The sequence below is a fragment of the Streptosporangium sp. NPDC048047 genome (genome assembly GCF_040653115.1).
Classification (GTDB): Bacteria; Actinomycetota; Actinomycetes; order Streptosporangiales; family Streptosporangiaceae; genus Streptosporangium.
Window position 1 is genome coordinate 198,020 of sequence record NZ_JBEZNH010000004.1, and the last position, 23,619, is coordinate 221,638.

Sequence of the window (23,619 nt, forward strand, 5' to 3'; positions counted from 1 at the left end):
CCCGCTCGGGCCTTCCACATGCGGGACGACGGTGCGGTCATATCCGGTGAAAGGTGTTTCGAACGGGCGGTCGCCCCGTTCCTGTCGGTACCGGCTGATACCGATGATCTACACAATGTTTCCGATGACGTGCGGAGCCGTGTTATGACAACGGTCACCTTCCGGGACGAGACGGCCACGGGGAAGACGGTGGAGGAATTCACCCTTCCCGACCTGCCCGAAAGCATCTCGGCACGAGAACTGGTACGGCTCCGCGTCCGCGAGGAGGTCGCCCGCCACAACGCCGCGCCCTCGGTCCGGTTCAACGGCCTGGTCCGCCCGGTGGACGCCGAGGCGGAGCTCAACGGCTACCGGATGGGCGCCCGGCGGCGGATCGATTGGGAACGGCAGGCCGACGCCGCCGAGCGGGCCTTCCTGCGCAACGGGTTCCTGCTGCTGGTGGGGGACCGCCAGATCGAGGACCTGTCCGAGACGATCGACCTGACCGCCGACCCGGTGGTGTCGTTCGTCAAGCTCGTCCCGCTGGTCGGAGGCTGACATGGGCGTCATCGCCGATTTCCCTTCCTCACACGACTACGTCGTCCGCGGGCTGGACGACTCGACCCGCTCGACCTTCGACCGCTTCGACGCCGCTTTCGACGCCGGGAGCGAACTGCCCGGCGAGGAGAGCGACCTGCGGACGTTCGGCCGCTGGGCGCAGCTGCGGCTCAGCCTGGGGCTGGAGGGCGGCCACGACCACGACGAGCGTGTCCTGCGGCTGACCCGCTCCGTCGCCGAGGCCGATATTCTCTGGACGGTGGAGGACGCCGGGTTCCTCTGGTCGGCCGCGCACGCGCTGATGATCTGGCGGCACACCGACTACGCGGAGCTGTACCGCATCCCGCTCGCCGCGACCCTGCGGCTGAACCACGCCGACCGGCGCCGTGTCCTGGGGTCCACGCAGGACTGGCTCCGCCGGTACCACCGGCCGGCCTGGGACTTCCTGCACGAGCGACTGGACGACGTGCTGACCGAACCCGCAGGACACGGCCCGGCCGGTGCGGTGCGCAACATCATCTGGGACTACGACGACTTCGCCGTGATGCTGGCCGAGGAGTACGGCTCGCGCCTCGCCGCCCCCGAGGTCCTGCCGCTGCTGCGCCACTGGAGCACCGCCGGCTCCTCCAAGCCCGGCGACAGGTGGCTGGCGACGGCCCGGAAGTTGCTGACCCCCGAGGCCGTCGGCCTCGTCCGCGAGATCCTCGCCCGGGTCGCGGCGCGCCGGGAGAAGCGCGCGGACGATCAGGTGGCCAACGGCTACGAGTGGACGGCGACCGGCTTCCTGTACCAGCGCACCACCGTGTCCGTACGCGGCATGGTGTGGACGTGCGCGCTCATCGACGAGCCGTGGGTGCCTTCGCTGCTCGGTGACGTCGCGCTGACCTGCGGCACCGGCGTCGGAGGGTCGGGCGCCAACTGCCGCAGCGAGATGCTCGCCAACGCCGCGGTGAACGTCCTGGCCCGCCGCGGAGGGCTGGAGACGGTCGCGCCGCTGGCCCGCCTCCAGGTCAAGGTCCGCAAGAAGACCGTGCTGAACAACGTGGCGCGCACCCTGGACGCGGTCGCCGTCCAGGCGGGCCTGAGCCGCGAGCAATTGCTCGACCGCACCGTGCCGACCTTCGGCCTCGGCCCGGACGGGGTGCGCGAGGTGAGGATCGGTGACCACCTCGTACGGCTCTGCTCCGACGGCCCCGCGCTCCGCTTCGTCAACGCCGCGGGAAGGACCGTCAAGTCCGCCCCGCAGGCCATCCGCAGGAACCCCGTGCTGGCCGAGCTCAAGGGCACCCTCAAGGAGCTGAGGCAGGCCCTGCCCGCCGAACGGTTCCGGCTGGAGCGGGCGCTGGTCGAGGAACGGATGTGGCGCTGGCATCAGGTGACCGAACTCTTCCTCGACCACCCGCTCACCGGCCGGTACGCCCGCCACCTCATCTGGCAGATCCTCCAGGGCCCGGCCGGCGTCCCCGTCCGGACCGACTCGGGCTGGGAGCTCACCGACCCCCGGGGCCGCAGGATCCGGCCGAACCCCGACACCCCGGTCCTGCTGTGGCACCCGATCCGGGAGAGCGCCGACGAGGTGCGGGCCTGGCGCGACCACCTGCTGGAGCACGGGATCCGCCAGCCGTACAAGCAGGCGTTCCGCGAGGTCTACCTGCTGACCCCCGCCGAGGAGCGCACCCGCGTCCACTCGCGCCGCTTCGCCGGGCACGTCCTCCGCTACGGCCAGGCCAAGGCGCTGCTGAACCAGCGCGGCTGGACCGATCTGGCGATCGGCCACTGGGACTACGAGTGCGGCGGTGACCAGGGAGAGGCGGTCAAGGAGCTGTCCGGCTGGCGGGCGTACTGGGGCATGCACGTCGCCGGGGGAGCGGAGGCCGACGGCTGGGGCACCGCCTCGTTCTGCGCCACCGGGGAGATCGCCTTCCACCGCGTCGAGGGCGCGCCCGGCCGCTACGACGACGGCCACCGCGAGGGCGTGCCGCTGACCGAGGTGCCACCGCTGGTGCTGTCGGAGGTGCTGCGCGACGCCGACCTCGCCGTGGGCGTCACCTCGGTCGGCCTCGACGAGCGGGCGACCGGCGGGCACGAGGACTACTGGCACTCCTACGGCTTCGGCGAGCTCACCGAGGCCGCCCGGACCCGCCGCGACGCGCTGGCCCGCCTCCTGCCCCGGCTGAGGATCGCCGGCCGGGTGGAGCTGACCGACCGGTTCCTGCGCGTGCGCGGCGACCTGCGGACATACAAGATCCATCTCGGGTCGGGCAACATCCTGATGGAGCCCAACGACGCCTACCTGTGCATCGTCCCCGGCGCCGACGGGGCCGCGCGGGCGGTCTTCCTGCCCTTCGAGGAGGACGGCGGCATGCTGTCGGTCATCCTGTCCAAGGCGTTCCTGCTGGCCGACGACACCTCCATCACCGACCCGACCATCACCCGCCAGCTCGTCTCCTGAACCCGCCGCGGCGGCCTCCCCTGTGATCGGCGGTGGGGAGGCGGTCACGGCCGATGCGGGTGCGTGCCCGCCGTACGCCCGGGACCGGTGGCTCCGGACCCAGGCGTACGGCGGGGCCTGTGCCGTCAGCCGGCGTAGGTCTCGTACTCGGCGACCTTCGGCGTCCCGGTCGAGCCGGTGATCTCGAAGGTGAGCTTGCGCAGCGAGGTCCGGGGGAAGGTGATGACGCCCGCCCCGCTGCCGGAGGTCAGCACGGCTCCGGTGTCGCCGTTGAGGACCCTCCAGGTCCTGATGGCGCCTACGGAGCCCGCGGCCTCCCGGATGTTGATCCTGGAAACCGCGGTGGCGGAGCCCCACTTGATCGAGATGGAGCCGGTGGAGCCGGCCGGCGACCAGTAGGTGCCCATGTCGCCGTCCCGCACGTCGCCGTAACTCGTCCCGCTCGCCTTGCTGGATCCGTCGGAGCCGGCTCCGAGACTGAGGTTGGTGCCGCCGGGCTGGGTCGGCCCGGTGGTGGGCGTGGCGGTCGGGGTGGGGGTGGAGGTCGGTCCGGAGGTGGGCGTGGCGGTCGGGGTGGGGGTCTGCGGCGAGCAGCTGCCGTCCGACACCTTCAGCCCCTTGTTCGCGCCCGCCGTCTGGCTCACGACGCCGGGCACGCAGCTCGCCGCGTCGAGGCTGTAGGAGTAGGGGACGCTGACGGTGGTGGTGGACCGCATGTCGGGGCCGGCGGGGTTCGTCTCGCTGCCGGGGGCCGACCACGTCACGTTGTCGAGGATGTTCCCGGCGGCCTGCCAGTAGCCGGCCTCGCTGGTGTAGAAGGTGCCCAGGACGTCGCGGGAGTCCTTGAAGTAGTTGTTGTCCACCTTGGCGCGGGCCCCGGCCCGGGAGTTGATGCCGGACTCGTTGAGACGCATGTAGTGGTTGTTGTAGATGTGGGCGACGCCGCCGCGCAGCAGGGGTGTACGGGAGTCGATGTTCTCGTACAGGTTGTGGTGGTAGGTGATGAAGCCGTTCGAGCGGTCGCTCTCGCTGGACCCGACGAGGCCGCCGCGGCCGGAGTTGCGCAGGACGCTGTAGGACAGGGTCACGTACTGGGTGTTGTCCTTCATGTCGAAGAGGCCGTCGAAGCCCTGCGCCTCCCCGCCCGACGCCTCCAGGGTGACGTGGTCGACCCAGACGTTGCGGACGGTGCTCTCCATGCCGATGGCGTCGCCGCCGTTGGACGTGGGGGAGCCCGACTTCTTGACGTTCTTGACCGTCACGTTCTGGATGATGATGTTGCTGGAGTCGCGGATGTGGATGCCCAGCTGGTCGAAGACGGCCCCGCCGCCGACCCCGATGATCGTGACGTTGCTGATCTGCTTGAGCTCGATCAGGCCGGCGGCGGTGTTGCAGCTGTCGCCCGACACCTTGGCGGTGTTGCCGTGGTTGATGGTCCCCTCGACCTCGATGATGATCGGGGTGCTGCTGCTGGCCCGGCTGCACAGGGCCTGGTGGATCGCGGTCCCCGTGGTGGCCCGTACCGTCCGCCCGCCCGCGCCGCCGGTGGTCCCGCCGTTCTGGGTCGCGTAGCCGGTGGCGCCGCCGGCCGCCGCCGAGGCGCCGGGTGAGGACAGGACCGTGCCGGTCGCGGCCGCGACGGCCGTCGTGGCCAGTGCCGCACAGAGTCGCAGCGCGACTGGTCGTTTCATGATGGATGTCCCTTCCGTTGCTGAACGCTGGATGCTGCCGCCGCATATCGGGGTGTTCCGGCGGGCCGGTGGACGTCGGCGGCCCGTCGCCGGGCAGGCCGCCGGTCGGTCCGGGCTCGGGCGCGCAGGCGCCGTTTCCGCCAGAGTGGCTCTTATTGGGGAAAGCGCTTTCCGGCGAGAATAGAGCGGTGCCCGCCGGAATGGCAAGGGCGGGTGACGGAAATCCGTTCCGCTCGATCCGGGCGGCGCGCGGAACCGTGGAAGAGACCGCCGGGATGCCCCGCCGAAGACTGGCGAGGAAGAGCCTGACGTGCGGAGATTCGATGGAACGATACAAATAACGGTTCTGTCGCGAATTTGCCGGACAATGAAAGTTTCATGGCGCAACCACGGCGTTTTCCTGGTGTCAATGAGTTCGCGGCGGCGATATTTTTCGAAGACGCCGCCGGTCGCGAGAGGACAGGGCGGCCCGGGGTGACATGCCACCCGGACCGCGTCGACGAGGCTTCCGGCGGGTGCTCCGTCCAGGGTGCCGTCACGTAGCGGGGCGCCGTCCTGTCCGAGCCCGCACACGGCCGGGCCCGCCGGCCGCCGCCAGCGCGAAGGAGACCCGATGAGCACCGACCAGGAGCGCGCCCACCAGCTTGAGAACCCCGACGGGAGCGGGCCGCCACCGAAGATCGACATGGTCGGCACCGTGCCGGGGGCGCCGCCCGTGCCGGAAGGGGCCGAGGTGATGACGATCCTGGTCACCTCGCCGCCGAACAGCCCGGGACTGCCGCCTCACCGGCACTCCGGCCCCGCGTTCGGCTTCGTGATCAAGGGGGCCGTCGACTTCGAGATCGAAGGCGAGCCCGCGCGGGTCGTCCGGGCCGGTGAGACGTTCTGGGAGCCCGGCGGGGACGTGATCCACTACCGGGACGGCAACCATCTCACCGACGAGGAGACGGTGTTCGTGGTGACGATGTTCTGCGCGCCCGGCCAGCCGATGCTGACCCTGGTCGAGCCGGAGGAACTGGAAGCGCGGCGGGACCGCCGCGCGCCACGCTCGTGACCGCCGGACAGGCGATGCGGGGACCCACGTCCCCGTCCGCCGCGCGCTGAAAAACGCCGGAGCCGGAGACGGGGGAGGTGGGAACCGGGTCCGGTCCCCACCTCCGGCGCCGTCCGCTAGGCCGTACGGTCGTCGGCGCCGGGCCGGGGCGCGCCCTCCAGGGCCTCGATCGCGCCGAGCAGACCTCGCAGGCCCGTCTCCTCGCGTTCGGCGTCCATCGGGTCGAACAGCCACTCGGTGACCGGCAGCCCGAAGGCGGCCTCCGGATGGCTGGACTCGACCCGGGTCACCTCGATCTCCACCTCGGCCTCGAGTTCGTGCAGAAAGTCGTTCCGGTCGCTCGGAGCGCTCATCGTTCCTCCTGTCTGCCTATCTGCCGGAGGCGGGGCCGCCGAGCCAGTCGTGGTAGCTGATCGTGCCGAGGGTGGCGCCGCCCTCCGGGACCAGTGACCGCTCGCTCAGCTCGCTGCCGAAGTAACGCGCGTGCGGGTCGGTGACCACCTCACGCGGGTCGCCCCAGGCGGCCAGCGCCTGACGGAAGAACTCGTCCATCCGGAACGACTCGGGCCCGGCGATCTCGGTCCTGCCGTTCAGCGGCGACCCCACCGCGGTCCGGCCGACCGCCTGGGCGACGTCGTCGCCCGCGATGGGCTGGAAGAGCACGGGCGCGATGTGCACCTGACCGTCCACCGTGGCCTCGTCGGCGATGCCGCGGGCGAACTCGAAGAACTGGGTCGAGTGCACGAGCGAGAACGGGATCCCCGACTTCTCGATCAGCCGCTCCTGGGCGATCTTCGCCGCGAAGTAGCCGTTGTCGGGCATGCGCTCCGTGCCCACGATCGACACCGCGACGTGGTGACCCACGCCCGCCGCCGCCTCCGCCGCGAGGAGGTTGCCGGTGGAGGTCTCGAAGAACCTCATCACCGCCTCCCTCTCGAACGACGGCGAGTTCGACACGTCGACCACCACCTGCGCGCCCGCCATCACCTCGGCCAGCCCCTCACCGGTCAGCGTGTCGACGCCGGTGCTCGGCGCCGCCGCAACCGCCTCGTGGCCGTGCTCGCCCAGCTTCCTCACCAGCTTCGACCCGATCAGGCCGGTTCCGCCGATTACCACGATCTTCATCGCGTTCCCTCTCCGTCCGCCGGGCCGCCTCTTCGCCACCCGGTCGCCAGCTAGGACCGGGCAGCCTCCGGGTTTGTGACGGCCGCCGCGGAATTCTTCCCGGGCCACCGGCGTGTCAGCGGCGGCGAGCCGAACCTTTGCCGCCCGTTCGCCCTGGTACGGCGGAGAACCCACGCCGGAGGACCTCCCTCGGAGAATCTCCGTCAGATGACCCGCGGCGGAGGACGGTCGCCTCACCGCGCTCCGGCGCGGGCCCCGGCGGCGGCCGTCCACATCGTGACGGCGACCAGCAGAACGCAGACGGCCGCGATCGCGCCGACCACGGCGGCCACGCCGATCCAGGGCGCCGCGAGCGGCAGGGCCAGGACGGCGACGACGCATCCCGCGGTCGCGCCGGTGAGGAGGAGGGGCTCCGCGCTGACGAGCACGTGCACCGCCCACAGCAGGGCGAGGTACACACCCACCGGTACGGCGACCGCGTAGCCGAGCGCCAGCGGCGACACCGCGACGTCGTGCCCGCTCCGCTCCACCGCGACCTCCAGCCCGGCGCCGAGGGCCGCAAGGGCCGCGAAGATGCCGTAGTGGCCGTATCCCCACAGGTAGGAACGCCTGCGGCGGTCACTGAGACCGTCCCCCGCCGGTGCGAGGAAGTACAGCCACCAGAGAGCGAACAGCAGGACGAGGCCGGCGCCGGCGATCACGACGAGGCGACCGCCGGCCCCGCCCGTCTCAAGCGCTCCTCCGACCCCCCGGCTCGCGGCCAGGACGCTCTCCCCGAGCAGGATGATCGTGAACAGGCCGTAGCGCTCGGCGATGTGGTGCGGGTGCCAGCTGGTGGTCCTGATCCGCTCCGCCCACCACGGCACCGCGAGCTCGAAGGCGACCAGGAGGACGAAGGACGGCAGGCCGAAGGGCGAGGACAGGACCCCCGTCTCGATGAGGGCGAGCCTGGCCAGCCAGCCCACCTGAAGGAAGGCGATGCCGCCGGCGTAGCGGAACGCGGTGCGCCGCCCCTCGGGATCCTCCAGGCCGGCCCGCAGCCACTGGACGACGAGCCCGATCCTCATGACGAAGTAGCCCAGCGTGATGATCCCGTAGTCGGAGTGGTCCGCCGCCGCGGGCACACCGGCGGCGAGGACCAGCACACCGGCCATCTGCACCATGGTCAGCAGCCGGTAGGCGACGTCGTCGGTGTCGTAGGACGAGGCGAACCACGTGAAGTTCATCCACGCCCACCAGATCGCGAAGAACACCTGGAGGAACGGCACCAGCCCGGCCAGGCCGTGACCGCCGGCGATGCCGTGCGCGAACTGCGCGGTGGCGGCCGCGACCGCGACCACGAAGGTCAGGTCGAACAGCAGTTCCAGCGGGCTCGAAACGCGGTGCGGCTCGTCCACGGCACGGGCGTTCATCCGGACCCGGATCCGGATCGTGGTGCCTTCTGAGGGCAAGGTCTCGCTCCTGTCGTTCCGCGACGTACGGTCGTCTCGAAGATAGACAGGGCGGCGTCCCGATCCGTGACGCGGCCCCGTGATCACGCGCCCGCCGTCGAGGAGACCGGTCATGGGACCGGTCAGGGGGCCGGACGGGCGGGGGACGCCCCGGCCGGATATGTCGGTCCCGGTCTGTACGTTGATGCCCTCGTCAGCACGTGATCCTTCGGATGGGAGTGGAACGGCGTGGGTGCTTGGGACAGCGGTCCTTTCGACAACGACTCGGCCGCCGACTGGTGCGGTGAACTGGGCGACGCCGCGCCGGAGGACCGGGCGGAAGTGGTCCGGCGGGCGTTGCTCGGCGCCGCGGAGTCCGCGGACTACCTGGAGGTGGACGAGGGGTCCGCGGCGGTGGCGGCGGCGGCCGTCGTCGCGGCCGAGTGCTGCGGCGGTCCGCCGGTCACCTCGGCGTACGCGCCGGGCTTCCTGCGGGAGGGCGGCGGGATCGGGCTCCCCGGCGACCTCGTGCCGCTCGCGCTGCGCGCGCTGGACCGCGCCCTCGGCGAGGACTCCGAGCTCTGGGAGCTGTGGGAGGAGGCCGACGGCGGCCGATCGCTGCTGGCGGAGGTCGAACCCCTGCGCGCCGCCCTCGTCCGGGGAGCCACCGGCTGAAAGCTCCGGGCGCCGTCCGCGGAGACCGCATACGGCGACGGGGCCGGCCACCCGCGAAAGCCCAGGCCGTACGGCGGGTGGCCTGGTCTGGGCGGCGCGCCCCGCAGCGCGGTGTTTCAGGACATGGGAAACCCCCGAACCTACGGGTTCGGGGGTTTCGTCGTGTCGGGGTCCGCCTGGGGCCGGCGGTCGCGGGTGGGGTCGATGGTCAGGCTCGCGCGCCCGAACGATCCTCCCGGCGCCCCCGGGCCGATCGCTGTCCGATCTTCCTTGAGGAGCATCGGGTCCTGAGACCCGGTCGCCTCGGCCGACGGGCATTTAGGACATCCGAATTAACACCATTGACATCTACGCAAAACCCACCCTAGGTTTTGCGAAACGTTTCGACAACCGTATCGGCCCGGTTCGGGCCGATCGTGTCCAGGGCCGGAGTTCTATGACCTCGCTACGTGATGTCGCCGAGCGCGCACAGGTCGCCATCAGCACCGTGTCCGCCGCGCTGAACGGCACCCGCCCGGTCGCGGCGGCGACCAAGCGGCGCATCGAGCAGGCAGCCGTCGATCTCGGCTATCGGCCCAACCTGCTGGCCCGCGGCCTGCAGAGCAAGCGAACCAAGATCCTGGCGCTGTTCTACCCCGCTCCGCGGGGCGGCCTCGGCGTGACCGAGATGCAGTTCGCCACCGGTGCCGCCGAGGCGGCCAGCGAGCTGGGCTACCACCTGCTGCTGTCGCCCGAGAGCGCCGACCCGGTCGAGGAACTGCGGCACATCACCGGTCTGGGGCTGGTGGACGGCGTGCTGCTGATGGAGGTGCGGCTGGACGACGAGCGGCCGGACTTCCTGTCCGAGGCCGGGGTGCCGTTCAGCATGGTGGGGCGCACCCGCGACCCGGGCACGATCGACTACGCCGACATCGACTTCGCCGCCACCGCGCGCGAGGCCGTGGCGCACGTGGCCGGGCTCGGCCATCGCAAGCTGGCCTTCTTCAACCATTCGACCGGCGCGTACGCCGCCCAGTACGGCCCCACCATCCGGGCCGGCGAGGAGTTCGCGGCGGCCGCCCGGGAGGCCGGCATCGTCTACGTGGACGACCACCGCGCCGGCTCCGCCGAGGAGGGCGGTGAGGCGTTCGAGCGGCTCCTCGCCGCGCATCCCGACGTGACGGCCCTGGCCGTGATGGACGACCACGCGGCCGTCGGCGTGATCGCCGCTGTGGCCCGGCGCGGATGGCGGATCCCCGATGACCTGACGCTGATGCTGGTGCTCTCCTCGGAGCGCGTGGCGGAGATGTTCCACCCCAGGCTGACGGTGCTGGAGCCGCCCAGCACCGAGCTGGGACGGCTCGGGGCGCAGATGCTCATCGACCGGTTGCGGGGTGACGGCCCGCCGCGGCAACGGCTGGTGCCCTGCCGGCTGGTGGCCGGGGACAGCTCCGCGCCGCCGCGTGCGGAGGTCTGACATGGAACCGGGCATGCACACGCTCACCGAGGGCCGCGGCCTGCTGTTCGGCGGGGACTACAACCCCGAGCAGTGGCCGGAGCACGTGTGGGCCGAGGACGCCGAGCTGATGCGGGCGGCCGGGGTCAACCTGGTCACGGTCGGCGTGTTCAGCTGGGCGCGGATCGAGCCTGAGCCGGACGCGCGCGACTTCGCCTGGCTCGACAAGGTCCTCGACCTCATGGCCGCGAACGGCATCGGGGTGGACCTGGCCACCCCGACCGCCTCGCCCCCGCCGTGGCTGGGCCACCGCTGGCCGCAGACGCTGCCGGTCGACGAGTCGGGCCACCGCCTCTGGTACGGCTCCCGCAACCAGTTCTGCCCGTCCTCGCCGATCTACCGCGAGCGTGCCCTGGCCCTGGTCACCGACCTCGCCGACCGCTACGCGAGCCATCCGGCGCTGGCCCTGTGGCACGTCGGCAACGAGTACGGCCAGATCTGCCACTGCGACGAGTCCGCGGCCGCGTTCAGGACCTGGCTCCAGGCCCGCTACGGAGACCTGGCCACTCTGAACGAGGCGTGGGGCACCACGTTCTGGAGCCAGCGCTACTCCGACTGGGCCGAGATCGTCACCCCGCGCCGCGCCCCCTACCTCCACAACCCCGCCCAGCTGCTGGACTGGCGGCGCTTCTGCTCCGACGCGCTGCTCGACCACTTCCGCGCCGAGCGCGACGTGCTGCGCGAGCGCACCCCGGGCACGCCGGTGACGACGAACTTCATGGGCCTGTTCAAGCCGGTCGACTCCTGGGCCTGGGCGCGGGAGGAGGACGTCGTCTCCAACGACTGGTACCCCGACCCGGGCGACCCGCTCTCCCCCGCGCGGACGGCGCTGACGCACGACCTCATGCGCGGCCTGGCAGGAGGCCGGCCGTGGCTGCTGATGGAGCAGGCCACCGGAGCCGTCAACTGGCGGCCGCACAACCTGCCCAAGCCGCCCGGACTGCTGCGCCTGGAGTCGCTGCAGGCGCTGGCGCGCGGCGCGGACGGCCTGTGCTACTTCCAGTGGCGGGCCTCCCGCTTCGGCGCGGAGCGCTTCCACTCGGCGATGGTGCCGCACGCGGGCGCCGACACCCGGCTGCACGCCGAGGTGCGCGCCCACGGGCGGGAACTGCGCCGGCTCGCCTCCGTGGCGGGCACGCCGGTGCCCGCGCGGGTGGCGATGGTCTTCGGCTGGGAAAGCTGGTGGGCGCTGGAGGAGCGCGGCCTGCCCAGCGACCGGATCGACGCCGTGGACCAGCTGCTGAGCTACTACGTGCCGTTCTGGGAGCGCGGGGTCGCCGTGGACGTGGTGCCGCCGGGCGCGGACCTGTCGGCGTACGCGCTGGTCGTGGTGCCGAACCTGTTCCTGGTCGCCGACGAGGACGCCGCCGCGCTGACCGCGTACGCGCGGGGCGGGGGAGTGCTGGTGGTCGGGCCGTTCTCCGGGGTCGTGGACCCGCGGGCGCAGATCCGTACCGGGCGCTTCCCCGCGCCGCTGCGTGAGGTGCTCGGCGCGGCCGGCGAGGAGTGGCGGCCCGCCCCCGACGGTCCCGTGCGCTGCCGGTGGAGCGGCGGCTCCGAGTTCTCCGCGCGCACCTGGACCGAGCTGGTCGCCGCCGAGGGCGCCGAGACCGTGGCCGAGTTCGCCGATGGCGACCTGGCCGGACGGCCCGCCGTACTGCGGCACGCCTTCGGCGACGGCTCCGCCTGGTACGTCGCGACCATGCCCGACGAGAGCGCGCTCGCCGCGCTGGCCGGCCGGGTGCTGGCCGACGCCGGCGTCGAGGGCGTCCTGCCCGGCCTGCCGGCCGGCGTCGAGGCCGTGCGCCGCGGCGATGTCCTGTTCCTGCTCAATCACGGCGCCGCCACCGTGCGGGTGCCCGTTCCCGGCCCGGCCGACGACCTGCTGACCGGGTCCCCCACCGAGGGTCACGTCACCCTGACCCCCCGCGCGGTCGCCGCGGTGCGCCCACGTGTTCACGCAGAACCTGGAGATCACCATGCGTAGAAGAACGTTCCTCGTCTCGTCGGCGGCCACGCTGTTCCTGGCCGGCTGCGGTGCCGACGACCCCGGCGACGCCGCCCCGGCCGCCTCTCCCATCGCCGGCGACGAGAACGCCCCGGCCAACCTGGTCTTCTGGAGCTGGGCGGAGAACATCCAGCGTGTGGTGGACCTGTGGAACCAGAAGAACCCCACGCAGAAGGTCACCCTGAGCGGCCAGGCCGCCAGCGACGAGCTGATCGCCAAGTTCCTGACCGCGGTCAAGGCGGGCAACGCGCCCGACGTGCTGCAGGCGGAGTACCAGTCGCTGCCGACGCTGATCACGAACAACGCCCTGCAGGACCTGACCGGTGCGATCGCGCCGGTCAGGTCGGCCTTCCCCGACGGCACCTGGAACCTGACCTCGTTCGGCGGCACCACGTACGCGATACCCGCCGACGTCGGCCCGATGATGCTCTTCTACCGCGCGGACCTGTTCGAGGAGATGGGTCTGGAGGTGCCGAAGACCTGGGAGGAGTTCGGCGCGCTGGCCGAGACCGTGCGTGAGAAGAACGCCAAGCGCTACCTGACCACGTTCTCCCCCGGCGACGCCGGCTGGGTGGCCGGGTTCGCCCAGCAGGCCGGCGCCGACTGGTGGACCAACGAGAACGGCGCCTGGAAGGTCGCCATCGACGACGAGGCCACCCGCAAGGTGCTGGGCTTCTGGGGCGACCTGGTCGACTCGGGTGCGGTGCTCGGCGACCCGATGTACACCCCGCAGTGGAACGCCCAGATGAACGACGGCACGATCATCGCCTGGCCCAGCGCCGTCTGGGGCACCGGCGTCCTGGCGGGCGTCGCCCCCAAGGGCAAGGGCAAGTGGAAGATGGCCCCGCTGCCGCAGTGGAGCGCGGGCGAGAACGTCACCGGCTTCTGGGGCGGCTCGTCCACCGCCGTCAGCGCGACGTCGAAGCAGAAGCCGCAGGCCGCCAAGTTCGCCCGCTGGCTGAGCACCGACCCCGAGGCCCTGAAGGTGCTGGTCGAGATCGGCCTCTACCCGGCCGCCACGCTCGGCCAGACCTCCGGCGGGCTCGACACCGCGCCCGAGTACATGACGAGCCAGCCGGACTACTACGAGTCCGCCTCGAAGATCTCCCAGACCGCCCGCGGCTTCAGCAGCTGGGGCCCGAACACCAATGTCACCTACGGCCGGTTCGAGGACCTGCTCCCGACCGCGGTGAAGAACAAGGCCGACCTCGCGGCCGTGGCCACCCAGGTGCAGCAGGCCAGCGTCGCTGACCTGAAGAAGCAGGGCTACCAGGTCGTCGGCGGATGACCGGGAGGAGAAGCCGCGCGCCGTACCTGATGGCGGCCCCGGCCGTCATCATGTTCGTGGTCTTCATCCTGGTGCCGATCGGGTACGCGGTCTGGCTCAGCCTGCACGCCATGCGCGTGCGCGGCACCGGGTTCGGCATCCGGGCCGAGGTGTTCGTCGGCCTGGAGAACTATCTGGAGGCCGTCCAGGACACGGCGCTGTACGAGGCCATGCAGCACATGCTCGCCTATGGCGTGATCATGGTGCCCGCCACCATGGGCCTGGCCCTGCTGTTCGCGCTGCTGCTGGACGCCCCCAGGGTGGGCGGCAAGCGCGCGTCGCGGATCACGATCTTCCTGCCGTACGCGGTGCCGGGCGTGATCGCCAGCCTCCTGTGGGGCTTCATCTACCTGCCCGCGGTCAGCCCGGTCGGCGCGGCCTTCGAGGCGGTCGGGCTGGACGCGCCGGACTTCTTCGGCGACGTGTCGGTCTTCTTCTCGGTGGCCAACATCGCCGTGTGGGGCTCGGTCGGGTTCAACATGGTGGTGCTCTACACGACGCTGCGGGCCATTCCCAAGGAGCTGTACGAGGCCGCCCGCCTCGACGGCGCCAGCGAGTGGCGGATCGCGTTGCGGATCAAGGTGCCGCTGCTGCGCCCGGCGCTCGTCATGACGTCGGTGTTCACGCTGATCGGCATGCTGCAGGTGTTCAGCGAGCCGGCCACGCTACGGCCGATGAGCAACACCATCACCCAGGACTGGGTGCCGTTGATGCGGATCTACCAGCAGGCGTTCGTGGACAACGACACCTACCTGGGCGCGGCCAGCTCGGTGCTCCTGGCGGGCGCGACGGTGCTGCTGTCGCTGGGCGCGCTGGTCGTCTTCAGGTCCCGGAGCGCGAGGAGCGAGCGGTGAGAGCGCGTACGAAGATCGTTCCTACGCTGATCCTCGCCCTCGGCGGCGTGTACGCGGTGCTGCCCCTGCTGTGGGTGATCTTCGCCTCGACGAAGTCCTCCGACGAGCTGTTCACCACGTTCTCGGGCTGGCCCAGCTTCAACGGCGGGTTCACGGAGAACATCGCGGCGCTCGGCTCGTACGGCGACGGCCGGTTCTGGCTGTGGATGCTCAACAGCCTCATCTACGCCGGCGGCGGCGCGTTCCTGACCGTGGTCATCTCGGCCGCGTGCGGGTACGCGCTGGCCAAGTACCGCTTCACCGGGCAGCGGCTGATCTTCGCCTCGCTGCTGGCCGGCGTGCTGGTGCCCGGCATCACCCTGGCCATCCCGCAGTACCTGCTGCTGTCGGAGATGAACCTGGTCGGCACCTACTGGTCGGTCATCCTGCCCAGCGTGATCAGCCCGTACAGCATCTACCTGTGCCGCATCTACGCCGAGGCGGCCGTGCCGGACGAGATCCTGGAGGCCGGGCGGGTGGACGGGGCCGGGGAGTTCCGGCTGCTGTGGTCGGTCGGCGTGCCGATCATGACGCCGGGGCTGGTGACGGTGTTCCTGCTGCAGTTCATCGGCATCTGGAACAACTTCCTGCTGCCGTACATCATGCTGGCGAACGACGACCTCTTCCCGCTCACCGTGGGGCTCTACTCGCTGCTCAACCGCGGCGCCTCCCAGCCCGCGCTGTACACGCTGGTGATCAGCGGCTCGCTGCTGTCGATCATTCCGATCGTCGCGCTGTTCCTGTTCCTGCAGCGCTTCTGGCGGCTCGACCTCGTGGCCGGCAGCGTCAAGGGCTGACCTCCTCAAGAACGGATCGACATGAAGTTCAAAGACGGCTACTGGCGGATGCGTCCAGGGGTGCGGGGCGACTACGCCACCGCGGCCTACGACGTGACCGCGGACGCCGGCTCGCTGCGCGTCCTCGCCCCCACGCGGGAGATCACCCGGCGAGGCAACACCATCGACGGGCCGGTCCTGCGTGTGGACCTGTCCTCCCCGATGCCGGACGTGATCCGCGTCCGCGCGGTGCACTTCGCCGGGTCCGTGCCCACCGCGCCCGCTTTCGCGGTACGCGACGACGACCCCGAGGTGAAGATCGCCGTGGACGGCGAGGAAGCCGCTCTGACCAGCGGCGGGCTCACCGTACGGGTGCGCAGGGACGCCCCGTGGGAGATGACGTTCAGCGCGGACGGGCGCGAGCTGACCCGCAGCGGCGGCAAGAGCCTGGGCGTCATGCACGACCCCGACGCCCGCCACTTCATGGTGGAGCAGCTGCGCCTGAGCGCCGGCGAGCTGGTCTACGGCCTCGGCGAGCGCTTCGGCGCCCTGGTCCGCAACGGCCAGTCCGTCGACATCTGGAACGAGGACGGCGGCACCAGCAGCGAGATCGCCTACAAGAACGTGCCGTTCTACCTCACCAACCGCGGCTACGGGGTGTTCGTCAACCATCCCGGGCGGGTGTCGTTCGAGGTGGGCTCGGAGACGGTCTCACGGGTGCAGTTCAGCGTCGAGAGCCACGACCTGGAATACCTGATCATCCACGGGCCGGCGCCGGCCGACATCCTGCGCCGCTACACCGCGCTGACCGGCCGTCCGGCGCTGCCGCCGGCCTGGTCGTTCGGGTTGTGGTTGTCCACCTCGTTCACCACGGACTACGACGAGGCGACGGTGACCTCGTTCGTGGACGGGATGGCCGAGCGGGACCTGCCGCTGAGCGTGTTCCATTTCGACTGCTTCTGGATGCGGCGGTTCCGCTGGTGCGACTTCGAGTGGGATCCGGAGGTGTTCCCCGACCCCGAGGGCATGCTGCGGCGGCTCAAGGAGCGGGGGCTGAAGGTCTGCCTGTGGATCAACCCGTACATCGGGCAGGCGTCGGCGCTGTTCGAGGAGGGTGCGGCGGCCGGCCACCTGCTACGCCGCCCGGACGGCACGGTCTGGCAGGACGACCACTGGCAGGCGGGCCGGGCGCTGGTGGACTTCACCTCCCCGGCCGCCCGCGAGTGGTACGCGGGCAAGCTGCGCGGGCTGCTCGACATGGGGGTGGACGCGTTCAAGACCGACTTCGGCGAGCGCATCCCGACCGACGTCCTGTACGCCGACGGCTCCGACCCTGAGCGCATGCACAACTACTACAGCCTGATCTACAACCAGACCGTCCACGACGTGCTCGCCGAGCGGCGCGGAGCCGGCGACACGGTGCTGTTCGCGCGCTCGGCCACGGTCGGCGGGCAGCGGCTGCCGGTGCACTGGGGCGGCGACTGCGAGTCGACGTTCGAGGCGATGGCCGAGTCGCTGCGGGGCGGGCTCTCGCTGGGCATGGCCGGGTTCGGGTTCTGGAGCCACGACATCGGCGGGTTCGAGGGGCGGCCCGACCCGGCGGTGTTCAAGCGGTGGGTGGCGTTCGGGCTGTTGTCGTCGCACAGCCGTTTGCACGGCAGCCGGTCGTACCGGGTGCCGTGGTTGTTCGACGAGGAGTCGGTGGACGTGCTGCGCTCGTTCACGCGGCTGAAGGCGCGGCTGATGCCGTACCTGTACGGGGCGGCCGTGCAGGCCGCGGCCGAGGGCATCCCGGTGATGCGGGCGATGCAGCTGGAGTTCCCCGCGGACCGGGCCTGCGACCACCTGGACGCCCAGTACATGCTGGGACCGGACCTGCTGGTGGCACCGGTGTTGTCGGCCGAGGGCGATGTCTCGTACTACGTTCCCGAGGGCGTGTGGACGCGGCTGCTCGACGGGGAGACCGTGTCCGGACCGGGCTGGCGTACCGAGCGGCACGGGTTCGAGAGCCTGCCGCTGCTGGTACGGCCGGGCGCGGTGATCGCGACCGGCGCCCGTGAGGACCGCCCCGACTACGACTACGCCGACGGCGTCACCCTGAACGCCTACCGGCCGGCCGACGGCGACCGCCGCGAGGTCACCGTGCCGGGCCGGGACGGCACCGCCGCGGCGGTGTTCGAGGTGTCCCGCACCGGCGACCGGGTGCGCGCACGCCGCCTGGAGGGGGCGCCCGCCGCGTGGAGCCTGCTGCTCGCCGGGGTGCACGACGCCCGTCATCCGCAGGCCCAGCCGACGCCGGACGGGGTGCGGGTCACCGCCGATCCCGGCGCGGGAGAGATCGAGATCACCCTCCATGACCCCGTCCGGCGGACCGGCACGGCAGCTGAGGAGCAGCACGCATGACGACTTTCCCCGAGCATTTCCTGTGGGGCACCGCCACCGCCGCCTACCAGGTGGAGGGCGCGTGGAACGAGGACGGCCGCGGCCCGTCCATCTGGGACACCTTCTCCCACACGCCCGGCCTGGTGGCGGGCGGTGACACGGGTGATGTGGCGTGCGACCACTACCACCGCCTCGAGGAGGATCTCGATCTCCTGGCCGCGCTGGGCGTGGGCGCCTACCGGTTCTCAATCTCCTGGCCGCGGGTGCAGCCGGGCGGCACGGGACCGGTGAACCGGGCGGGCGTGGACTTCTACTCCCGCCTGGTGGACGGCCTGCTGGCCAGGAACATCTCCCCGGTGGCCACCCTCTACCACTGGGACCTGCCGCAGGAGCTGGAGGACGCGGGCGGCTGGCCGCACCGGGACACCGCCTCGCGCTTCGCGGACTACGCGCGGCTGGCGGGCGAGGCGCTCGGCGACCGCGTGCGCACCTGGATCACGCTGAACGAGCCGTGGTGCTCGGCGTACCTGGGCTACGCCTCCGGCGTACACGCCCCGGCGCGGGCCGAGCCGGCCGCCGCGCTGGCCGCCGTGCACCACCTCAACCTGGGTCACGGCCTGGCCGTGCAGGCGCTGCGCTCGACCGCCGCCAAGGATGCGCAGATGTCCGTCACGCTCAACCTGCACCACGTGCGCGGGGTGTCGGAACGGGACGCCGACGCGGTGCGGCGCGCGGACGCGCTGGCCAACCGGGCCTTCCTCGGCCCGATGCTGGAGGGCGCCTACCCGCGCGACCTCATCGCCGACACCGCCTCGGTGACGGACTGGTCGTTCGTGCGGGACGGCGACGAGGCGACGGCCCGCCAGCCGCTGGACGTGCTCGGGGTCAACTACTACAACCCCACCCTGGTACGCCGGTGGGACGGTGACGGCCCCCGGGAGACCGCCGACGGGCACCAGGACGGTGCCGCCTCGCCGTGGATCGCATGCGAGGACGTCGAGTTCGTCAAGCAGCCCGGCCCGTACACCGAGATGGGCTGGAACATCGACGAGACCGGCCTGACCGAACTGCTGCTGCGCCTGCACCGCGACTACCCGGACATGCCCACGATGATCACCGAGAACGGCGCGGCGTTCCCCGACCCGGTGGCCGCCGACGGCCGCGTCCACGACGCGGACCGCATCGACTACCTGCACCGCCACCTGGCCGCCGTCAGCGAGGCCATCGCGGGCGGCGCCGACGTGCGCGGGTACTTCGTGTGGTCGCTGATGGACAACTTCGAGTGGGCGCACGGGTACGCCAAGCGCTTCGGCATCGTGCGCGTGGACCGCGAGACGATGGAGCGCACCTGGAAGGACAGCGCCCACTGGTACCGCGACGTGGTCGCCGCCGGCGAGCTGCCCGCTCGGGATTTCGCGCGCCACGCCTGACGCGAAGGTGTGACGCGCGATCCCCGGGGGCGGCGCGGTCCCCGGGGGTGGCGCGATCCCCGGGGGCGGCGCGGTCCCCGGAGGGTGGCACGGTCGCCGGAGCCGGAGCCGGGGGCGTCGCTCTGCGAGCGACAGCGGGCCGGACTCCACGGCGAATGGATCACGGCGTGCGGGGCCGGTGCGGGCGAGCGCTGGACGAGAATTCCAGAACGCATCCGGTCCCGCATCGCCGCAGGTCAAGCCATGATCAAAGCGCGCCCTGCAGGATTCGAACCTGCGACCGTCGGATTAGAAGTCCGATGCTCTATCCAGCTGAGCTAAGGGCGCTCCCGCCTAATTGTGCATGATTCAGGAAGCGGTCACGCATCAGTTATCAGGCTGTGTTGTGAGGATCACTGTAGGGGATCCGGGGGCCGTCCGGTGCGGTGAGCGTCAGCAGGCCGGCGGCGCGCCCCGGAAGGCGGGAGTCCTCCGGGGATGAACCCCGATCCGATGGGATCCGGGGTGCGCCGGACCCGGGTTCAGGCGAGGACCGAACCCGGGTCCCGCGCGAGCCGGGCCGAGGTCCGGTGCGGGTCGGGCCGAGGGCGCGACGGGGGCCGGGCGGCCGGACGGGTTCGCACGGACGCGTTCCCGCTCGGCCGGATGGGTTCGCACGGACGCGTTCCCGGCCGCCCTCGCGCGGGTCTACCCTCGTATGCCATGTCCGCTGTCACGGCCCACGAGGAGATCCCCTTGCTGGGCGGTGACGTGACCTGCGGGGTGGTCCGGGTCGGGGAGACCGTCCGCAGGCCCGTCCGGCCGTCCACGCCCGCGGTCCACGCTCTGCTGCGGCACCTGGAGGCGTCCGGGTTCGACGGCGCGCCCCGGGCGCTGGGAACGGACGAGCGGGGCCGGGAGATCCTCTCCTACGTCGAGGGCCGCTCCGCTCCCAGGCCGCTGCCCGGTTACGCGCTCACCGACGAGGCGCTGGCCGCGCTGGCGGTCCTGCTGCGCCGGTTCCACGACGCGGCGGCGGGTTTCACCCCGCCGCCGCGCGCCGTGTGGGAGGCGGGGTCCAACGACGACGCGGCGCCGGAGCTGGTCGGGCACTGCGACGTCAACCTCGACAACGTGATCTTCCGTGACGGCCTGCCCGCGGCGCTGATCGACTTCGACCTGGCCCGGCCGACGACCCGGCTGTTCGACGTGGTGACCACCCTGCGCCACTGGGCGCCGCTCGCCGACCCGCTGGACCTGGAGCCGCTCCAGCGCTCCCTGCCGGCCGGGCCGCGGCTGCGGCTGTTCTGCGACGCGTACGGCCTGGCCCCCCGCGACCGCCGCCGCCTGCTCGACCTCGCCCGCCTGCGCTTCGGCCGCTCCTACCACGTCATGCGGACCAGGGCCGTCACCGCCGGCGGCGGCTGGGCCCGCATGTGGGAGTCGGGCGCGGGGGAGCGTATCCGCCGGGCGCTCGCCTGGCTCGACACCCATCATGATGAGCTTCATGCCCATCTCCTCTGACCGTCCTTCCTTCTCCTCCTGGGGCCTCTCCGCGAGCCTCTCCGCAGGCACCACCGGCCTCTCCGCAGGCACCTCCGCAGGCACCTCCGCCGGTCTCTCCGCCGGTCTCTCCGCGGGTCTCTCCGCCCGGTCCTTCCTCCGGCGGACCCGCGCCGGAGGAAGGACCCGGCGGGTCTCCTCGCGGGGAGCCCTCGGAGTGAGGCCCGGCCGGGCCGAGGCGTTCGGCGTGCTCGCCGGCGTCGCCCTCGACGCGCTGCTCGCCGACCCCCGGCGCGGCCACCCGGTGGCGCTGTTCGGCCGGGCCGCCGCCGCGCTGGAGAGGCGCCTGTACGGCGACGCCCGCCCCGCCGGGATCCGTCACGTCGCCGCCTGCGTCGGCCCGGTGGCGCTGCTCGGGCTCGCCGCGGCCCGGACGGCGGACCCGCGGGTCCGGGGCGCGCTGACCGCGGCGGCGACCTGGGCGGTGCTGGGCGGCACCACCCTGGGACGGGAGGGGGCCGCCATGGCCGGGCTGCTGGAGTCCGGCGACCTCGCCGGGGCCCGGCGGCGGCTGCCGCACCTGTGCGGGCGCGACCCGTCCCGGCTGGAGGCGCCCGAACTGGCCCGGGCCACCGTCGAGTCGATCGCGGAGAACACCTCCGACGCGGTCGTGGCGCCACTGTTCTGGGGCGCGGTCGCCGGGATCCCGGGCCTGCTGGCCTACCGGGCGGTCAACACCCTCGACGCGATGGTGGGCCACCGCAGTGCGCGCTACGAGCGGTTCGGCTGGGCCGCGGCCCGGCTCGACGACGTGGCCGGCTACGTCCCGGCCCGGATCACCGGGCTGCTGACGGTCCTCGCCGCCCCGCTGGCCGGCGGCTCCGCCCGGCGGGCGGCGGCCGTGCTGCGCCGGGACGGTCACCGCCACCCGAGCCCCAACTCGGGCCGGTGCGAGGCGGCCTTCGCCGGGGCGCTGGACCTCACGCTCGGCGGCGTGAACGTCTACGGCGAGCGCGTGGAGCACCGCCCGGAGATGGGCGACGGGGCCAAACCGTCGGTCGCGGACATCCGCAGGTCCGTACGGCTGGCACGGGCGGTGAACCTCGCCGCCGCGGGCCTGGCCGCCGCCGCGCTGCTCGCCCGCCGTACCGGACCGGTGGACGGACGGCCCGCGCGCCGGGCGGTCAGGCGATGAGCCGGACGGTATGGACGGGAACGGACGGAAAAGACGGGAAGGTGCACCGTTGAGGGGCGCGCTGCTGGTCGCCGGGACCACCTCCGACGCGGGCAAGAGCGTCGTCACCGCCGGGATCTGCCGCTGGCTGGCCCGCCAGGGGGTCAAGGTCGCGCCGTACAAGGCGCAGAACATGTCCCTCAACTCCTTCGTCACCGCCGACGGCGCCGAGATCGGCCGCGCGCAGGCGATGCAGGCCGCCGCGTGCGGCCTGGAACCCGCGGCCGACATGAACCCGATCCTCCTCAAACCGGGCAGTGACCGGCGCAGCCAGGTCGTGGTCATGGGACGGCCGCTGACCGACGTCGACGCGTTGGAGTACCGGGATCTCAAGGACCACCTCCGCACGGTCGCCGTCGACGCGCTGGAACGGCTGCGCGCCCGCTACGACGTCGTGGTCTGCGAGGGCGCGGGCAGCCCGGCGGAGATCAACCTGCGCGAGGGCGACATCGCCAACATGGGCCTGGCCCGCGCCGCCGGCCTGCCGGTCGTCGTGGTCGGCGACATCGACCGCGGCGGGGTCTTCGCCGCGCTGTACGGGACGGTGGCCCTGCTGGAGCCCGCCGACCAGGCGCTGATCGCGGGGTTCGTGGTCAACAAGTTCCGCGGGGCCCGCGAGCTCCTCGAACCGGCCCTCGGCATGATCCGGGGGTTGACCGGCCGGGAGGTCTACGGCGTGCTGCCGTGGCTGGAGGGCGCGTGGCTGGACGCCGAGGACTCCCTCGCCCTGGACAACCGTCCCGCGATCGGGACGCGTCCGCCGTACGGCAGGCAGACCCTGCGGGTCGCGGTGGTCAGGCTGCCGCGCGTCTCCAACTTCACCGACGTCGACGCCCTGGCCGCCGAGCCCGGGGTGACGGTCCGCTTCGTGACCTCCCCGGCCGAACTGGACGACGCCGACCTGGTGGTGCTGCCCGGCTCCCGCGCCACGGTCTCCGACCTGGCCTGGCTGCGCGCGACCGGCCTGGCCGCCGCGCTGCCCGGCCGGGCCGTGCTGGGCGTCTGCGGCGGCTACCAGATGCTCGCCCGGACCATCCACGATGACGTCGAGTCGGGCGCAGGCCGGGTGGAGGGGCTGGGCCTGCTGCCCGCGACGGTGGTGTTCGCCCCGGACAAGACGCTGGGCCGGCCGGTCGGCACGGCGTACGGCTGTCCCGTCGCGGCCTACGAGATCCACCACGGGGTCGTGACGCCCGAGGGCGGCGAGCCGTTCCTCGACGGCTGCCGCTCGGGCACCGTCTGGGGCACCACCTGGCACGGGGCCCTGGAGAACGACGGTTTCCGCCGGGCGTTCCTGGCCGACGTGGCGGCGGTGACCGGCCGCGACTTCGTGCCCGCCCCGGACGTCTCCTTCGCCGCGCTGCGCGAGGAGCGGCTGGACGCCCTGGGCGACCTGGTCGAACACCACCTGGACACCGGAGCCCTGCTCCGGCTCCTGGAGGGCGGGGTCCCCGAGGGCCTGCCGGTCCTGCCGCCGGGCGGCGCCGGGGGAGCGCCGTAGCGGGTACGGTGCCCCCCTGCCGCCGGACGGTGCCGGGAGCGCCGGGGCGGGACCGCCGGCCCGCGCGCCCGGCAGCCCACGCGTCCGGACCCCGCGGGACCGCCGAACCCCGCGGGACCGCCGGCCT

At 72.3% G+C, this 23,619-nt stretch carries 18 protein-coding genes and 1 tRNA gene; 14 read left to right on the forward strand and 5 right to left on the reverse strand.

Going from position 1 to position 23,619, the window contains the following annotated elements:
* Positions 1 to 144 precede the first annotated feature (144 nt).
* Together AB0D67_RS05490 and AB0D67_RS05495 are read left to right on the forward strand one after the other, a co-directional pair.
* Positions 145 to 537 carry a hypothetical protein gene (locus AB0D67_RS05490; RefSeq protein WP_362930211.1) on the forward strand — a complete coding sequence of 131 codons (393 nt, stop codon included), beginning with the start codon at positions 145 to 147 and terminating at the stop codon, positions 535 to 537.
* Position 538: 1 nt separating this feature from the next.
* Positions 539 to 2,989, forward strand: a complete 2,451-nt coding sequence (locus AB0D67_RS05495) for a DUF4132 domain-containing protein (protein ID WP_362930213.1) — start codon at positions 539 to 541, stop codon at positions 2,987 to 2,989.
* Between the two features lie 125 nt (positions 2,990 to 3,114).
* Here the strand turns inward: AB0D67_RS05495 and AB0D67_RS05500 are convergent, their stop codons facing one another.
* A complete protein-coding gene (locus AB0D67_RS05500; protein ID WP_362930215.1) occupies positions 3,115 to 4,680 on the reverse strand; it encodes a pectate lyase in 1,566 nt (521 codons plus the stop codon).
* Positions 4,681 to 5,293: 613 nt separating this feature from the next.
* On the opposite strand from AB0D67_RS05500, the gene AB0D67_RS05505 reads away from it, so the two are divergent.
* Positions 5,294 to 5,734: a cupin domain-containing protein gene (locus AB0D67_RS05505; RefSeq protein ID WP_362930217.1), complete on the forward strand. Its 441-nt coding sequence runs from the start codon at positions 5,294 to 5,296 to the stop codon at positions 5,732 to 5,734.
* Between the two features lie 116 nt (positions 5,735 to 5,850).
* Here the strand turns inward: AB0D67_RS05505 and AB0D67_RS05510 are convergent, their stop codons facing one another.
* The 3 genes from AB0D67_RS05510 to AB0D67_RS05520 form a co-directional block, all read right to left on the reverse strand.
* A complete protein-coding gene (locus AB0D67_RS05510) occupies positions 5,851 to 6,087 on the reverse strand; it encodes a hypothetical protein (RefSeq protein WP_362930219.1) in 237 nt (78 codons plus the stop codon).
* Positions 6,088 to 6,103: 16 nt separating this feature from the next.
* Entirely contained in the window at positions 6,104 to 6,859 is a 756-nt protein-coding gene (locus AB0D67_RS05515) for an SDR family oxidoreductase (RefSeq protein WP_362930221.1), read from the reverse strand.
* Between the two features lie 233 nt (positions 6,860 to 7,092).
* On the reverse strand, positions 7,093 to 8,310 hold the full coding sequence (locus AB0D67_RS05520) for a low temperature requirement protein A (RefSeq protein ID WP_362930223.1): 1,218 nt from the start codon (positions 8,308 to 8,310) through the stop codon (positions 7,093 to 7,095).
* Positions 8,311 to 8,538: 228 nt separating this feature from the next.
* On the opposite strand from AB0D67_RS05520, the gene AB0D67_RS05525 reads away from it, so the two are divergent.
* From AB0D67_RS05525 to AB0D67_RS05560, 8 genes are all read left to right on the forward strand, one after another.
* Entirely contained in the window at positions 8,539 to 8,964 is a 426-nt protein-coding gene (locus AB0D67_RS05525) for a DUF4259 domain-containing protein (protein ID WP_362930225.1), read from the forward strand.
* Positions 8,965 to 9,400: 436 nt separating this feature from the next.
* Positions 9,401 to 10,420 carry a LacI family DNA-binding transcriptional regulator gene (locus AB0D67_RS05530; protein ID WP_362930228.1) on the forward strand — a complete coding sequence of 340 codons (1,020 nt, stop codon included), beginning with the start codon at positions 9,401 to 9,403 and terminating at the stop codon, positions 10,418 to 10,420.
* Between the two features lie 13 nt (positions 10,421 to 10,433).
* Complete coding sequence (locus AB0D67_RS05535) at positions 10,434 to 12,446, forward strand: beta-galactosidase (protein WP_362930232.1); 2,013 nt, start codon at positions 10,434 to 10,436, stop codon at positions 12,444 to 12,446.
* On the forward strand, positions 12,439 to 13,755 hold the full coding sequence (locus tag AB0D67_RS05540) for a sugar ABC transporter substrate-binding protein (protein ID WP_362930234.1): 1,317 nt from the start codon (positions 12,439 to 12,441) through the stop codon (positions 13,753 to 13,755). Before AB0D67_RS05535 ends, AB0D67_RS05540 begins: the two co-directional genes overlap by 8 nt.
* Positions 13,752 to 14,648: a sugar ABC transporter permease gene (locus AB0D67_RS05545; protein WP_362930236.1), complete on the forward strand. Its 897-nt coding sequence runs from the start codon at positions 13,752 to 13,754 to the stop codon at positions 14,646 to 14,648. Before AB0D67_RS05540 ends, AB0D67_RS05545 begins: the two co-directional genes overlap by 4 nt.
* A complete protein-coding gene (locus AB0D67_RS05550; RefSeq protein ID WP_362930238.1) occupies positions 14,645 to 15,484 on the forward strand; it encodes a carbohydrate ABC transporter permease in 840 nt (279 codons plus the stop codon). Before AB0D67_RS05545 ends, AB0D67_RS05550 begins: the two co-directional genes overlap by 4 nt.
* A 21-nt stretch (positions 15,485 to 15,505) precedes the next feature.
* Positions 15,506 to 17,866, forward strand: a complete 2,361-nt coding sequence (yicI, locus tag AB0D67_RS05555; protein WP_362930240.1) for an alpha-xylosidase — start codon at positions 15,506 to 15,508, stop codon at positions 17,864 to 17,866.
* Positions 17,863 to 19,275 (forward strand): GH1 family beta-glucosidase, encoded by a 1,413-nt coding sequence (locus AB0D67_RS05560; RefSeq protein WP_362930242.1) that lies wholly within the window; start codon positions 17,863 to 17,865, stop codon positions 19,273 to 19,275. Before yicI ends, AB0D67_RS05560 begins: the two co-directional genes overlap by 4 nt.
* Positions 19,276 to 19,528: 253 nt before the next feature.
* On the opposite strand, the gene AB0D67_RS05565 is transcribed toward AB0D67_RS05560, so the two are convergent.
* Positions 19,529 to 19,602: transfer RNA gene (locus AB0D67_RS05565), tRNA-Arg, on the reverse strand.
* A gap of 375 nt (positions 19,603 to 19,977) precedes the next feature.
* On the opposite strand from AB0D67_RS05565, the gene AB0D67_RS05570 reads away from it, so the two are divergent.
* The 3 genes from AB0D67_RS05570 to AB0D67_RS05580 all read left to right on the forward strand — a co-directional run bounded on the left by AB0D67_RS05570 (position 19,978) and on the right by AB0D67_RS05580 (position 23,492).
* Positions 19,978 to 20,778, forward strand: a complete 801-nt coding sequence (locus AB0D67_RS05570) for a phosphotransferase (protein ID WP_362930244.1) — start codon at positions 19,978 to 19,980, stop codon at positions 20,776 to 20,778.
* Positions 20,779 to 20,974: 196 nt separating this feature from the next.
* On the forward strand, positions 20,975 to 21,952 hold the full coding sequence (locus AB0D67_RS05575) for a cobalamin biosynthesis protein (RefSeq protein WP_362930246.1): 978 nt from the start codon (positions 20,975 to 20,977) through the stop codon (positions 21,950 to 21,952).
* Positions 21,953 to 21,962: 10 nt separating this feature from the next.
* Positions 21,963 to 23,492 (forward strand): cobyric acid synthase, encoded by a 1,530-nt coding sequence (locus tag AB0D67_RS05580; RefSeq protein WP_362930248.1) that lies wholly within the window; start codon positions 21,963 to 21,965, stop codon positions 23,490 to 23,492.
* The last annotated feature ends 127 nt before the right edge of the window (positions 23,493 to 23,619 follow it).

What these genes read in the sequence shown, in the direction of transcription:
- AB0D67_RS05510 (WP_362930219.1), bottom strand. Translation starts at nt 6,087, where the DNA reads ATGAGCGCTCCGAGCGACCGGAACGACTTTCTGCACGAACTCGAGGCC.
- AB0D67_RS05515 (WP_362930221.1), bottom strand. Translation starts at nt 6,859, where the DNA reads ATGAAGATCGTGGTAATCGGCGGAACCGGCCTGATCGGGTCGAAGCTG.
- yicI (WP_362930240.1), top strand. Translation starts at nt 15,506, where the DNA reads ATGAAGTTCAAAGACGGCTACTGGCGGATGCGTCCAGGGGTGCGGGGC.
- AB0D67_RS05530 (WP_362930228.1), top strand. Translation starts at nt 9,401, where the DNA reads ATGACCTCGCTACGTGATGTCGCCGAGCGCGCACAGGTCGCCATCAGC.
- AB0D67_RS05540 (WP_362930234.1), top strand. Translation starts at nt 12,439, where the DNA reads ATGCGTAGAAGAACGTTCCTCGTCTCGTCGGCGGCCACGCTGTTCCTG.
- AB0D67_RS05580 (WP_362930248.1), top strand. Translation starts at nt 21,963, where the DNA reads ATGGACGGGAACGGACGGAAAAGACGGGAAGGTGCACCGTTGAGGGGC.
- AB0D67_RS05560 (WP_362930242.1), top strand. Translation starts at nt 17,863, where the DNA reads ATGACGACTTTCCCCGAGCATTTCCTGTGGGGCACCGCCACCGCCGCC.
- AB0D67_RS05500 (WP_362930215.1), bottom strand. Translation starts at nt 4,680, where the DNA reads ATGAAACGACCAGTCGCGCTGCGACTCTGTGCGGCACTGGCCACGACG.
- AB0D67_RS05505 (WP_362930217.1), top strand. Translation starts at nt 5,294, where the DNA reads ATGAGCACCGACCAGGAGCGCGCCCACCAGCTTGAGAACCCCGACGGG.
- AB0D67_RS05535 (WP_362930232.1), top strand. Translation starts at nt 10,434, where the DNA reads ATGCACACGCTCACCGAGGGCCGCGGCCTGCTGTTCGGCGGGGACTAC.
- AB0D67_RS05490 (WP_362930211.1), top strand. Translation starts at nt 145, where the DNA reads ATGACAACGGTCACCTTCCGGGACGAGACGGCCACGGGGAAGACGGTG.
- AB0D67_RS05545 (WP_362930236.1), top strand. Translation starts at nt 13,752, where the DNA reads ATGACCGGGAGGAGAAGCCGCGCGCCGTACCTGATGGCGGCCCCGGCC.
- AB0D67_RS05495 (WP_362930213.1), top strand. Translation starts at nt 539, where the DNA reads ATGGGCGTCATCGCCGATTTCCCTTCCTCACACGACTACGTCGTCCGC.
- AB0D67_RS05570 (WP_362930244.1), top strand. Translation starts at nt 19,978, where the DNA reads ATGTCCGCTGTCACGGCCCACGAGGAGATCCCCTTGCTGGGCGGTGAC.